Below are 12857 nucleotides of genomic sequence, written 5' to 3'. Positions count from 1 at the left end.
TTAACCCCTGGGTTAGGAAATTCGGGACGAACAGCGGCCATCTCGAGCCTAGCTGCCTTGCCTTGCCGCTTCGCGGACGGTCTGCAGCAGGATGGAGAAAGCCGGCGAGGGCGCCATGTCGGTCCGCATCGTCAGGCCGACTGGGCCCTTGGTTTCCTCTGTGTTGACCGGCAAGGCGACGAAGGCGCCGCTGCCGAGTTCGTTGGCAACGACCCCGGCCGAAATGATCCAGACCGCATTGCTCTGCCGCAGGAAAGCGCGACCAAAGGAGTCCGAGACGGTTTCGATCTCGGTTGCCGGCGCCGTCATGCCATTGGTGATGAACAGGCGGTCGACGAAGGGACGGATGACCGATTCCCGCGTCGGCATCAGCATCGGGAATTCGTCGAGCCGTGCGAACACATCCTGTCCCAGGTCAAGCAGCGGATGTCCCGCCCGCACCACGAACAGCACCGGTTCGGAATAGAGGTGCTCGAAGAAGAAGCCGGTCATGTTCTCCGGCGCCGCCAGCCGTCCAACGACGAGATCGAGCGCGCCGGTGCGCAATTGTTCGAGCAGCACCGCGTTCTCGCCGGTAACAATCTTGATCGCAGCACCAGTGCCCTCTTCGAGAAACAAGGTCATGGCGAGCGGCATGACCCGCGCCGACACTGTCGGCAGCGCGCCGATACGAATCGGATGCCGGTTGACCGCTCCATCCTGCCGGACGGAATCGACGCCTTGCCTAAGCGCGGTGATCGCCGTGCCGGCATGGCGCAGGAAGATTTCGCCGATGCGCGTCAGCCTGATGCCGCGGCCGTCGCGCTCCACCACCGCCACACCCAGCGCCTCTTCCAGTTCGCGCAATGTCTTGGTCACCGCCGGCGGGCTGACGTGCAGCAAGTCGGCCGCCCGCGCCACGCTTCCCTGCCGCGCAACTTCCAGGAATGCCTGCAGGTGGCGGAACCGGATGCGGCCTACGGACATGGATTTGATAACCCCTGAGTTAATGAAACGGTGCAAAATATCATTTTACCGAACCAAACGCCTTGTGCAATGTGGGGATGGAGGATCGAAATCGTGCCATTCGTCACCATTGGCGGCATCACGCTGCACCATCGCCACATCAAGGCGGCCGGCAATGCGCGCCCGATCATATTCATCAATTCTCTGGGCACCGATTTCCGGATCTGGGACGAAATTGTCTCGGCGCTCGATGGTGAAATGCCGTTGCTGGTTTATGACAAGCGCGGTCATGGGCTGTCCGATATCGGCGACATCAGGTCGATCGACGATCATGTCGATGATCTCTCGGCGCTCATCGATCATTTCGGGTTGAGCAAGGTCGTGCTGTGCGGCCTGTCGGTCGGTGGCCTGATTGCACAAGGCTTTTATCGCAGGCGCCCAGAAATGGTCGAAGGCCTGATCCTGTGCGACACGGCCCACAAGATCGGCACGACAGACAGCTGGAACACACGCATCGCGACGGTCGAAAGCAAGGGCATCCAGGCCATTGCGGACGGAGTGCTCAAAGTGTGGTTCACCCCCGCCTTCCACGCGGCGCGTCTGGCCGAGCTGGACGGCTACTGGAACATGATGACCAGGCAAGCGCTTGCGGGTTACATCGGGACTTGCGTGGCGGTTCGCGATGCGGATTTCACCGATGCCGCGCGCCACATCGCGGTGCCGACGCTCTGCGTCGCCGGCGACCAGGATGGCTCGACGCCTCCCGATCTCGTCCGCTCGCTGGCCGACCTGATCCCCGGCGCGCGCTTCGAGATCATTCGCGACGCCGGGCATATTCCTTGTGTCGAACAACCGAAAGCGCTGACCGCCTTGATCCGCGATTTTATCGCATCGCTTGCCCCTGGAGCAGAACCCCATGGATGAAGTCCCCGGCAACGAAGCCAGATATCGCACGGGTCTCGCGGTGCGGCGCTCGGTGCTCGGCGACCGGCATGTCGACCGCGCCGAGGTCGCCGCCACCGATTTCGACCAGCCTTTCCAGGAACTGATCACCGAGGCCGCCTGGGGAACCGTGTGGGCGCGGCCGGGCTTCAGCAAGCGCGAACGTTCGATCGTCACGCTGGCGCTGCTGGCCGCACTCGGCCATGATGAGGAGGTCGCCATGCATGTACGCGCCACCGTCAACACCGGTGCTTCGCGCGACGATATCTGCGAGGCGTTCCTGCATGTCGCCATCTATGCCGGCGTGCCGGCCGCCAACCGTGCTTTCAAGATCGCCAAGGACGTGTTTTCGGAAATGGACGGAGCCAAGAATGCCCGCTAAGTCCGGCTCGAACCAGAGACCCGAGACCGGCGCCTTCTTCCAGCGCGATCGGACCTGGCATCCGCCGGCGCTGACGCCGAACTACAAGACCTCCGTGCTGCGCTCGCCGCGGAAGGCGCTGCTTGCCTTCGACAACACGCTGTCGGAAATAACAGGTCCTGTCTTCGGCCACGCCATGCTCGGCGAACTCGACGCCGACCTGATCCACAATTTCGCCAAACCCGGCGAGAGCGCCATCGGCGAGCGCATCATCGTCTATGGGCGGGTGCTCGACGAACGCGGCGTTGGCGTGCCCGGCGCTCTGCTCGAATTCTGGCAGGCCAATGCAGGTGGCCGCTATCGCCACAAGAAGGATGGCTACCTGGCGCCGCTCGACCCGAATTTTGGCGGCTGCGGCCGTGCCATATCAGGCGAGGATGGCGGCTATGCCTTTCGCACCGTCAAGCCCGGTCCCTATCCCTGGCCGAACGGGCCGAACGACTGGCGCCCCTCGCACATTCATTTCTCGGTGTTCGGCCACGGCTTTGCCCAGCGGCTGATCACGCAGATGTATTTCGAGGGCGACCCGCTGATCTGGCAGTGCCCGATCGTGCGCGGCATCCCCGACAAGACAGCCGTTGAGACGCTGATCGCCGCGCTCGACATGCAAGCGACGATCCCTTTCGACGCGCGCGCCTACAAATTCGACATCGTGCTTCGCGGGCGGCGCGCGTCGCTGTTCGAAAACAGGCTGGAGGGCAATTGATGGCTCAATCGCTCGACCGGCTGAAGGAGAGCCCTTCACAGACCGCCGGACCCTATGTTCATATCGGGCTGACGCCCAATTTCTGCGGCATCGGCGGCGTCTACCCGGCCGACCTTGGTGCGACCATGGTCAACGACAAGACCAAGGGTGAGCGCATCGGTCTTCGCATCCGGGTGCTCGACGGCACCGGCACGCCGCTCAAGGACGCGCTGATCGAGATCTGGCAAGCGGATGCGGATGGGCTTTACAATTCGCCGGCCGAACCGCGCGGTGCCGCCGATCCGAATTTCTTCGGCTGGGGCCGTTGCCCGACCGACATGGACACCGGCCTGTGCACGTTCGAGACGATCAAGCCGGGCCGGGTGCCGTTCAGGGATGGCAGCCTGATGGCGCCGCATATCACGCTCTGGATTGTCGCGCGCGGCATCAATCTCGGCCTCCACACACGGCTCTATTTTTCCGACGAGGAAAAGGCCAATGCCGGGGATGCGATCCTGGCACGGATCGAGCACCGCATCCGCGTGCCGACGCTGATCGCCGAGCGCAAGGGCGATATCTATATCTTCGACGTCCATCTCCAGGGGGAGAAGGAAACGGTCTTCTTCGACAGCTGATGCTCAGGAGACTCGCGCCATGACCGTATCGCCTTTCGACCATCCACTGCTCTCCGCTCTCCTCGGCGACGAGGAAGCGGCGAGGCATTTTTCCGTCGAGGCGGAAATCGAGGCGATGCTGGCCTTCGAGCGTGCGCTGGCGGAAGCGGAGGCCGAAACCGGGATCATCGCCAGCGACGCGGCGGCGGCGATCGTGGCCGCACTTGCCACGTTCCGGCCCGACACCGCCCCGCTGCGGGCCGCTGTCGCCAGGGACGGCGTCATGGTGCCGGAACTGGTGCGCCAGATCAGGGCGGCGGTCGGCGAACCGCATGGCGCGAAAGTGCATTTCGGCGCGACCAGCCAGGATGTCATCGACACCGGCCTGATGCTTCGGTTCAAATTCATCGTCGAGCATCTCGATCTGCTGTTGACCGAAACCGTCATGCGCCTCGCCGCGCTCGAAGAGCGTTTTGGCGGCAGGGCGCTGACCGGAATGACGCGCATGCAACCAGCGATTCCGATCCAAGTGGACGATCGCGTCAAGGCGTGGCGGGCGCCGCTGCAACGGCATCGGGAAAGGCTGTCGGAACAGTCTACGCGCCTGCTGGTGGTGCAGTTCGGCGGTGCCGCCGGCACGCTGGAAAAGCTTGAGGACAAGGGGCCGGCGGTGCGCGCGGCCCTTGCCGCGAAACTCGGCCTTGCCGACGCCCGGCAGTGGCAGAGCCAGCGAGACGCGCTCGCCGAGTTTGCCGGCTGGCTGTCGCTGGTCACGGGCAGCCTCGGCAAATTCGGCCAGGACATTGCGCTGATGACGCAAGGCGGAACCGACATCGAACTGTCGGGTGGCGGCGGCTCGTCGGCCATGCAGCACAAGCAGAACCCGGTGAAGGCCGAGGCGCTGGTGGCGCTCGCCCGCTTCAATGCCACGCAGCTTTCCGGCATGCATCAGGCACTTGTGCATGAACAGGAACGCTCGGGCGCGGCATGGACGCTGGAATGGCTGCTGCTGCCGCAGATGGTCGTCGCGACCGCCGCGTCGCTGCGGCTTGCCGCTGAACTGGCCGCACAGGTCGAAAGTCTCGGCCACTGATGCGCAGCCAGGTCGTTATCATTGGTTCGGGACCGTCCGGCCTGCTGCTCGGCCAGCTGCTGGCCGGCATCGGCGTCGAGACGGTCATTCTGGAACGCGCGAGCCGCGAGCATGTGCTTGGCCGCGTACGCGCCGGCGTGCTCGAACAAGGCACTGTCGAATTGCTGGAGGAGGCGGGTGCCGCGGCACGGCTGCATGCCGAGGGGCTGCCGCATTCCGGCATCTCGCTGGCCTTCGACGCACGCCTGCACCGCATCGACCTCGAGGCGCTGACAGGCGGCAGGCATGTCACTGTCTACGGTCAGACCGAAGTGACACATGATTTGATGGACAAGCGCGATGCGGCAGGACTGACCACGATCTGCGAGGCGGCAAACGTCACGCCGCACGATTTCGATGGTGAGGCACCCTTCGTCACCTATGACAGGGACGGCGCCACGCATCGTATCGACTGCGACTTCATTGCCGGTTGTGACGGCTATCACGGCATCAGCCGCAAATCTGTGCCCGCGGATGCGCTGAAGACCTTCGAGCGGCACTATCCGTTCGGCTGGCTCGGCGTGCTGGCCGAAGTGCCGCCGGCCCATCACGAACTGGTATACGCCAATCACGAGCGGGGTTTCGCGCTGTGCTCGATGCGCTCGACGCATCGCAGCCGCTACTATGTGCAGTGCCCGCAGGACGATCGTGTCGAAGCTTGGTCGGACGACCGCTTCTGGGACGAGTTGCGCCGCCGCTTGCCGGAGCAAACAGCGGCAAGCGTCGTCACGGGGCCGTCCTTCGAGAAGTCGATCGCGCCGCTGCGTTCCTTCGTTGCCGAACCGTTGCGTTTTGGCCGGCTTTTCCTGGTCGGCGACGCCGCCCACATCGTGCCGCCGACCGGCGCCAAAGGGCTCAACCTCGCCGCCAGCGACGTGCGCTATCTCTTCGCCGGTTTGCGCGACTTCTATGTCGAGAAATCACACGCCGGCATCGACGCCTATTCCGGTAAGGCGCTGGCGCGGGTCTGGAAGGCGGTGCGCTTCTCCTGGTGGATGACGACGATGCTGCACCGCTTTCCCGACACCGGCGAGTTCGGCCAGCGCATCCAGGAGGCCGAACTCGACTACCTCGTGCAGTCGCGTGCCGCATCGACCGCGCTCGCCGAGAACTATGTCGGCCTGCCTTACTGAAGGCCGCGGATCATCCGGCGCCTTGCTGCCTGGCAAAATCCAACAGGATCGGGTGCTGCCCCTTGAGGATCTTTACCTCGGCCTCGGGCAAGGTGAACCAGCCCGCTTTGTCGACTTCCGGGAACTCCTTCAGGAATCCCGACCTTGGTGGCCATTCCATGGTGAAAATGTTGCTCTTGATGGCAGCCACATCGATGTCGACGGCCGGTTCGACAGACCAGGCCGTGACGATCTTTCCGCCCGATTGCCTGTAGTCGCCAAGCCGCGCGAAGGTGCCGTCGACCCTGACGCCGAGCTCTTCCTCGGTCTCGCGTTGCGCTGCCGTCAACTCGTCCTCGTTCTCGTCGACAAGACCCTTCGGTATCGACCACGCACCGTCGTCCTTCTTCGCCCAGAACGGCCCGCCCGGGTGAACCAGCAACACCCTGAGATCGCCGTCGCCGCGGCGATAGATCAGCAATCCCGCACTGCGTTTTGCCATTTTGAACGTCCGTTTGCGAAGCCGGCAGCCTGCCGATGGTCCTTGATTCGTTGACGCGAACCTTGCACCTAGGGATTGCGACGCTATGTCAGTTGCGTCTGCATTGCGCCTCACCCGCGAGTCCGGCAATCTGATACCATCGCTTATTTGGCGGCTCGAAGGCTAGGTGACGATGCAACTCGGTCTTATTGGCTACTATAGCGACTTCGTGGTCTATCCGCTGGTTATCGCCGCACTGGCAGTTGCAGGGCTGATCGAGGCCGGCGAAGACAATGCGCCAGGCTGGATCGTCACGGTCCTCGCCTGTCTCTTGCTCTGGACGCTGACCGAATACGTTCTGCACAGGTTCGTCCTTCATCACATTCCCTACATCAAGGACCTGCACGAGCGTCACCATGTAGAGGAGCGCGGTTCGGTGGGCACGCCGACCTGGCTCAGCCTTGGGGTGCATGCGCTGGTCGCGTTTGTACCCGTCTGGATGGTCTCAGGTTTCGCAACCGCAAGTGCTGTAAGTTGCGGGCTGATGCTGGGGTACCTCTGGTACATCAGCATCCACCACATGATCCATCACTGGCATCCCAGCCATCCGAGCTATCTCTACACGCTCAAACGCCGCCACGCCGTGCATCATCACATCGACGAATCGGCCAATTTCGGTGTTACGTCGGCACTTTGGGATCGGGTCTTCGGTACGGCGCGGCTCTGAATCCAGGGGCCTGCCCCCCGCCGCTCAACGCCTCTTTCCGCGACCGCCGGGAGACCTGGCCCCGCGCGGCCCGCTCTGAACCGGCGTGTTGTGCTGGTTTTCGTCGGACAGTTTGCGCCAGCGGGCAAGGCGCTCCGGGTCCAGCGTCCCGGCCTTCAAGGCAGCCTGCACCGCGCAGCCCGGCTCATGCACATGCGTGCAGTCGCGGAACTTGCAGAGCGGGGCGAGTTCGGTGATTTCGGCAAACAGGGTGTCGATGCCGGAGGCGACATCACTGACGTGCAACGTCCGCATGCCGGGCGTGTCGATCACCCAGCCGCCACCTGCGATGGCGTGCAACGATCGCGACGTGGTGGTGTGGCGTCCCTTGGCATCGTGTTCGCGGATGCCTCCGGTCTGTTGCGGCGATTGCTGTGCCGGTCCGGCCAGCGTGTTGACCAGCGTCGATTTGCCGACGCCGGAAGAGCCGATCAGCGCCACCGTTTGGCCGGCGCCGCACCAGGCGACCAGCGCGGTCGCGGCATCCGCGGTGCGCGGGTTCAGCGTCACGACGGCCAGTCCACGCTGCAGCGCCGCAGCCTGCTTTTGGTATGCCTCGGCGTCCTCAGCCGTGTCTGCCTTGGTCAGCAGGATCACCGGTGTCGTTCCTGCCTCGTTGGCGAGCGCCAGATAGCGCTCGAGCCGGGCGGGATTGAAGTCGGCATTACAGGAGGTGACGATGAACAGCGTGTCGACATTGGCCGCGGCAAGTTGCGGCACCCTGCCGCCCTGGGTGCGGCGTTCCAGCACCGTCTTGCGGGTCAGGCGGCGCTGCACAAGCTTGTCATGCGCGTCGACGAGCACCCAGTCGCCGACTGCATAATCACCGGTGTTCGCTTGCGCCGGCAGCGTCAGATCGACTGGCCCTGCCTGGGACAGGCCGGTCAGGCGGTCGCGATGGACCGTGGCGATACGCGTCGGGACGAGATTGGCTTCGCCGGGCTCGAGCTGGTCGCCGAAGAAATCCGTCCAGCCGAGGCTGGCGAGCGATGGCTTGGAGTGATCCGTCAAGGCTTTGACCACGGCGTCGCGGACATTGGACAGTATCCCTGGCAAAGTCGAAGGAGAGGCGGACCTCGGTTGGGCGATTGCGCAAGTCGTGTATGGGCGGCGCGGCGACTTTTGGCAAGCAGGGCCATGGCCGATAGCCGAGCGGCAAGCTTCAGCTCGGAACCAAAAAGCGCGGCATCGAACTGCCGGTCTTCGCCTCGCCGACAATTGCCGGCGCCGCTTCGCTTATCGCGGGTAGCTGGCCTTGCTGCCGAGGCCGTGGCCGGCGGTCAGCCCGTCGCACCGGCGTAGATGTCGAGCACTTCCGCCACGCTGCCGATCAGCAGCTCCCTGGCCTTTGGCGCCGCGGACCCGTTCGCCACCGCTGTGTCGAGACGGCCAAGATACTGGCTGATGAGGGGTGGGGGAATGTCCCGGTCACCGAGCGCCTGCATCAGCGCGTCCGTGGCTTGCCGGGCCGCCAGCGCCGGCCAGTAATAGCGGATGCGGTCGCTGTAGGAAAAATGCCGCTCTATCCGCTGCTCGGTCTCGGAGCCGTGGTAGTAGTTCTTCCAGTTGCCGGGCGCCGCCTGCATGGCGCGCTCCATCGCCGCAGGCAGGCTTTCGCGCGCCGGGTCGGGAACGAGGATATCGGCGATGTGGCTCAAGCCATAGAGCGCCTCGCGCAGCGCGAATGTCAGCCATGGCCCGACCTTGAGGATGGCAAAGCCATCGTCGACCAGTGCGGCCAGCGCCGTCACCGGCTGGTAGTCGGTCGAATGGGCCTCGAAGACGAATTGCGGCAGGTCGCGCAGCGTGCCGGCCAGCGCCTGGGCGCGTTCCGGCCTGTAGGCGATCACCTCCGCATTGCCGAATTCGACGCCCGGCTGCACGACGATACCGATCGCGCGCGAAAAGGCCTTGTCCAGACCGCGGCGGCTGAACGCCTGCCGGTGGATGCGCACGGTTTCAAGTGCCGCCTCGGGCGTCGTCACCGCCAGATGGTCCATCGCTTCAAGGGCACCGCCCGGCACCGGCACCTCGGTGCCGATAACGTAGACAGGCTTGGCGCCGCCCGTTCGGTCGGCCGCGGTCTCCGCCACCGCGGCCAGTTCGGCGGCGCGCTCTGCAATCGTCGCGTCGGGCGGCGCCGCGCCTTCGCCGGCGCAGCCCATGCTGGTGTCGAGATGGATCTTGGTGAAGCCGGCCTCGACATAGGCGTCTACCATGCGCGAGGCCTTCCGCATGGCCTCGGGCGCCGGAAGGTCCTTCCACGGATTGGGCCCGAGGTGGTCGCCGCCGAGCACCAGCCTGTCCATGGGAAAGGCGACCTTGTCGGCGATGACCTCGACGAAGCGGCGGAAATCGCCGGGCGTCATGCCGGTGTAGCCGCCCTCGTGGTTGACCTGATTGCAGGTCGCCTCGATCAGCACATCGGCGCCGCGTGCCTTGCCATGGCGCAGCGCCGCCTCGATGACCAGCGGATGGGCCGAACAGACCGAGGTGATGCCGCGGCGTTCGCCGGCCGCGCGACGCGTCGCGATGGCGGCCAGCCTGTCCGTCGCCTGGCTCATGCCGGCGCTCCGGTCTCGGCGGTCTCGATGAACGCTTCGACAGCGGCGAGGGAAGCTATGCCCTCCATCGGACCCTTTTTGGTCACGGCCAGCGCGCCGCAGGCATTGGCGACCTTGAGCGCTTTTTCAGGTGCTGCCCCGCGCAGCCAGAAGGAGACGAAGGCGGCGGCAAAACAGTCGCCGGCGCCGGTCGGGTCGATCTCGTCGACGACGAAGCCGGGCGATACGGTGCGCCCGGCACGGTCATAGTGAACGGCACCCTGCGCACCTTTCTTGATGACCACCGCCGAGATGCCGCGTCCCAGCATTTCGCGCACCGCGCCTTCCTCGTCGGCGGCCTTGGCGAAGGTGAACAGTTCCGGGCCGCTGGGCAGGAAAAGATCCGTCCGCGACAGCACGAAACTCAACGCTTGGCGCATGCCGGGCAGATCGAGCATCTCCTTGCGGATGTTGGGATCGAAGGAGACCGTGCCGCCGCGCGCCTTGACCGCTTCGATACCGGTGCGGGCCACCTGGATCGTTTCCGGCGAGAACAGCGACGTGCCCATGACATGAAAATGATCAGCCCCCGCCAGCAGTGCGCGCGCTTCGTCGCCGATCTCGATCAGGCCGGCGGCACTCTGCTTGATGTTATAGACAAAGTGCCGGCTGCCATCCGTCTCATAGGTGACGAAGGCCGTTCCCGTCGCCGCGCCTCGATGCACCTTTATGGCCGAGATGTCGGCGCCGTCGGCACGCAGGCGCTCGATGTTCAAATGTCCGAAATCGTCGTCGCCGACCGCGGCGATCAGGCCTGCCGGCTGGCCGAGCCGCGCCGCCTGGTCGACGAAAATCGCCGGTGCACCGGATGGAAACGGGCCGATGAGCGGGCCGGGAGCAAGGAAACTCTGGCCGATCCGCTCGGCCATGATCTCGACCAGGATCTCGCCGGCGCAAACCAGTTTCTTCATGTCCTCACCATGTCGCTGGATGGCGTTGGGCTCGCCCGGCTGCACCCATGCTCCGCTTTTCCAACCCGAAGCCTATGTCTTCAATTTTAGAGCGTCAATAAATAATTTGACGCACGTAATGTTTTTGCGCTGTATCGGGAACTGTGAAAATTTGACTGAATAAGTTCGGTCAAGCATTGCCGCTTCCGGTCAACGGCCGCATGACTGGTGATGGCTCGTCCGGTCGGCGATGACGGCAAGGGGATCAGGAGTATCGATGGCGGAGAAGACACACCGCACGATGGATGACTTCGCCCAGGCATGTGGCGTGTCGCGGCCGACGCTGTCCAAATATTTCGACGATCCGGCGAGCGTGAAGCCGGCGACGCGGGCACGCATCGAAGCCGCCCTGCGCTCCTCGGACTATCAGCCGAACCTTTTCGCCCGCAACCTCAACCGCAAGCGCACCCGTAACATCGGCATCGTCGTGCCGACGATCACCGATCCGTTCTATGCCGAGATGGTCAGCCGCATCGAATTTCGCTGCCGCGACGAAGGCTACTGGCCGATCGTCATCTCCTCGCATGGCTCGCCGAAGCTGGAGGCGGAGTCGGTCAGGACGCTGCTGTCACTGAAGGTCGCCGGCGCGATCATCGCTCCGCTCGGCCTGGCCTCCGACCGAAGCGTTTTCGACAAGCTCGGGCAGGACATTCCGATCGTCTATTTCGACACGTACATCGAGGGCGACACGCCGTTCGTCGGCAACGACAACCGGCAGAGCGTGTCGACCATCGTCGATTATCTGTGCCGGTCGGGTGAGCCCCCGGCCTATCTCGACATTCCGCATGTCAACCACAACTCCGGCGAACGCCAGGAAAGCTACATCATCGCGATGGAAACCGCCGGCTTCAAGCCGGTCGTGATCGAGGCCGCGCGCGATTACACCTGGGATTTCGAACGTGTCGGCTACGAGCAGATGGAAAGAATGCTGGAGGCCGGCAACTTGCCCGGCCGCACCATCCTGTGCGCCAACGATCGTCTCGCCTTTGGCGTGATGGCGGCCGCGTACTCGCGCGGCCTGAAGGTCGGCCGCAGGTCCGATTGCGATCTGCGCGTTGCCGCCCATGACGATCATCCGCTGAGCCGCTACACCTGTCCGGCGCTCACCACCATGGCGCAGGATTTCGCCGCCATGGCCGGCCGCAGTGTCGAGATCCTGCTGGCCTTGCTGGACGAGGCCGATCCGCCGAAGCAAAGCCTGGCACGCACGGTCAAGCTCGGTGCCACCCTGGTGATGCGTCAGTCGGCCTAAGCGTCAGCGACCCCTGGTCGAAGTGGCGCCAGGCAGCCACCGCCTCGGCGACCGCTTGCCGCGCGGCTGGGATATGGCGTCCCATCGAGACGAAACCATGGATCTGGCCCGGCCATTGCCGCAGGATCACTGGCACGCCTTCGGCCTGCAGGCGCGCGGCATAGGCCGTCCCTTCGTCGGCGAGGATGTCGCAGCCGGCAAGCGCCACGAAAGCCGGCGCGACGCCGACGAGGTGAGGCGCCAGCAGCGGCGAGACGCGCCAGTCCAGCATGTCGTCGGGCGTTCGCACATAGTGGTCGCGGAACCATGCCATGGTGGTCGCGGTGAGGCCGAAGCCGTCGCGGAAATGCCGGTAGCTGTCTGCCATCTGACGTGCGTCGGTGTTGGGATAGATCAGGATCTGCGCCGCAACGGGTGGCGCCAGCCCATCGCGGGCGAGCAGCGCCAGCACGGCGGCGAGATTGCCGCCGGCACTATCGCCGGCTACGCCGATGCGCGCCTTATCGATGCCAAGACCGGCGGCGTTCTGCGCCATGAAGCGCAGTGTCGCCAGCCCATCCTCCAGCCCGGCGGGAAATTTGTGCTCCGGCGCCAGGCGATAATCGGGACAGACAATGACGGCGTTGCCGAGATTGGCCAGCCAGCGACAGATCTCGTCATGCGAATCGAGATTGCCGATCACCCAGCCGCCGCCATGCAGATAGAGCAGCGCCGGCGCCCCGCTCGGTAGTGCGCCGATGCCGCGATGGATGCGGACGGTGATGGGGCCGTTCGGCCCGTCGATCTGCTGTTCCAAGGTCGTGGCGACCGGCTCATGCTCGCCCTGCAGCGTCGGAAACGAGGCGTTGTAGGCGGCGCGCGCCGCCGCCACGCCGCCGCTCTCGAACGGCTCGCCGCCGGCAACGCGGCCGATTTCGAGGACGCGCCGAGCATCCGGATCGAGTGTCATGGTCA

14 protein-coding genes are annotated in these 12857 nt (G+C 64.7%); 8 read left to right on the top strand and 6 right to left on the bottom strand.

What is annotated here, in order from left to right; translation table 11 throughout:
• Positions 1-48: 48 nt before the first annotated feature.
• On the bottom strand, positions 49-966 hold the full coding sequence (gene pcaQ / locus NKH19_RS02750) for a pca operon transcription factor PcaQ (protein WP_352981706.1): 918 nt from the start codon (positions 964-966) through the stop codon (positions 49-51).
• A 93-nt stretch (positions 967-1059) separates the two neighbouring features.
• Between pcaQ and pcaD the strand changes: the two genes are divergently transcribed.
• From pcaD to pobA, 6 genes are read left to right on the top strand one after another with little or no spacing between them, the layout of a single operon-like run.
• Positions 1060-1869, top strand: a complete 810-nt coding sequence (gene pcaD, locus NKH19_RS02745; protein WP_352981705.1) for a 3-oxoadipate enol-lactonase — start codon at positions 1060-1062, stop codon at positions 1867-1869.
• The gene (gene pcaC / locus NKH19_RS02740) at positions 1862-2269 is read left to right on the top strand and encodes a 4-carboxymuconolactone decarboxylase (RefSeq protein WP_352867322.1); all 408 of its coding nucleotides are present in this window, start codon (positions 1862-1864) and stop codon (positions 2267-2269) included. The genes pcaD and pcaC overlap by 8 nt, the downstream gene beginning before the upstream one ends.
• Positions 2259-3014: a protocatechuate 3,4-dioxygenase subunit beta gene (gene pcaH / locus NKH19_RS02735; protein WP_352981704.1), complete on the top strand. Its 756-nt coding sequence runs from the start codon at positions 2259-2261 to the stop codon at positions 3012-3014. Before pcaC ends, pcaH begins: the two co-directional genes overlap by 11 nt.
• On the top strand, positions 3014-3628 hold the full coding sequence (gene pcaG, locus NKH19_RS02730; protein WP_352981703.1) for a protocatechuate 3,4-dioxygenase subunit alpha: 615 nt from the start codon (positions 3014-3016) through the stop codon (positions 3626-3628). The genes pcaH and pcaG overlap by 1 nt, the downstream gene beginning before the upstream one ends.
• Positions 3629-3647: 19 nt before the next feature.
• Positions 3648-4700: a 3-carboxy-cis,cis-muconate cycloisomerase gene (locus NKH19_RS02725; RefSeq protein WP_352981702.1), complete on the top strand. Its 1053-nt coding sequence runs from the start codon at positions 3648-3650 to the stop codon at positions 4698-4700.
• Positions 4700-5872 (top strand): 4-hydroxybenzoate 3-monooxygenase, encoded by a 1173-nt coding sequence (gene pobA / locus NKH19_RS02720; RefSeq protein ID WP_352981701.1) that lies wholly within the window; start codon positions 4700-4702, stop codon positions 5870-5872. Before NKH19_RS02725 ends, pobA begins: the two co-directional genes overlap by 1 nt.
• A gap of 10 nt (positions 5873-5882) precedes the next feature.
• Here pobA and NKH19_RS02715 read toward each other — a convergent pair whose 3' ends face one another.
• Positions 5883-6353: an NUDIX hydrolase gene (locus NKH19_RS02715; protein WP_352981700.1), complete on the bottom strand. Its 471-nt coding sequence runs from the start codon at positions 6351-6353 to the stop codon at positions 5883-5885.
• Positions 6354-6525: 172 nt separating this feature from the next.
• On the opposite strand from NKH19_RS02715, the gene NKH19_RS02710 reads away from it, so the two are divergent.
• Positions 6526-7059 (top strand): sterol desaturase family protein, encoded by a 534-nt coding sequence (locus NKH19_RS02710; protein ID WP_352981868.1) that lies wholly within the window; start codon positions 6526-6528, stop codon positions 7057-7059.
• A 24-nt stretch (positions 7060-7083) separates the two neighbouring features.
• On the opposite strand, the gene rsgA is transcribed toward NKH19_RS02710, so the two are convergent.
• From rsgA to NKH19_RS02695, 3 genes are all read right to left on the bottom strand, one after another.
• On the bottom strand, positions 7084-8121 hold the full coding sequence (rsgA, locus tag NKH19_RS02705) for a ribosome small subunit-dependent GTPase A (RefSeq protein ID WP_352981699.1): 1038 nt from the start codon (positions 8119-8121) through the stop codon (positions 7084-7086).
• Between the two features lie 257 nt (positions 8122-8378).
• Positions 8379-9662 carry a D-tagatose-bisphosphate aldolase, class II, non-catalytic subunit gene (locus tag NKH19_RS02700; RefSeq protein ID WP_352981698.1) on the bottom strand — a complete coding sequence of 428 codons (1284 nt, stop codon included), beginning with the start codon at positions 9660-9662 and terminating at the stop codon, positions 8379-8381.
• Positions 9659-10612, bottom strand: a complete 954-nt coding sequence (locus NKH19_RS02695) for a tagatose kinase (protein WP_352981697.1) — start codon at positions 10610-10612, stop codon at positions 9659-9661. The genes NKH19_RS02700 and NKH19_RS02695 overlap by 4 nt, the downstream gene beginning before the upstream one ends.
• Before the next feature lie 256 nt (positions 10613-10868).
• Between NKH19_RS02695 and NKH19_RS02690 the strand changes: the two genes are divergently transcribed.
• On the top strand, positions 10869-11903 hold the full coding sequence (locus NKH19_RS02690; RefSeq protein ID WP_352981696.1) for a LacI family DNA-binding transcriptional regulator: 1035 nt from the start codon (positions 10869-10871) through the stop codon (positions 11901-11903).
• On the opposite strand, the gene NKH19_RS02685 is transcribed toward NKH19_RS02690, so the two are convergent.
• Positions 11863-12852, bottom strand: a complete 990-nt coding sequence (locus NKH19_RS02685) for an alpha/beta hydrolase (RefSeq protein WP_352981695.1) — start codon at positions 12850-12852, stop codon at positions 11863-11865. The two genes, NKH19_RS02690 and NKH19_RS02685, sit on opposite strands and share 41 nt — an antisense overlap.
• Positions 12853-12857 lie beyond the last annotated feature (5 nt).

This window comes from Mesorhizobium sp. M1338 (assembly GCF_040318045.1).
Taxonomy (GTDB): domain Bacteria; phylum Pseudomonadota; class Alphaproteobacteria; order Rhizobiales; family Rhizobiaceae; genus Mesorhizobium.
The sequence above is the reverse complement of the archived record's forward strand: the minus strand, read 5'-3'. Positions and strand labels throughout refer to the sequence as shown.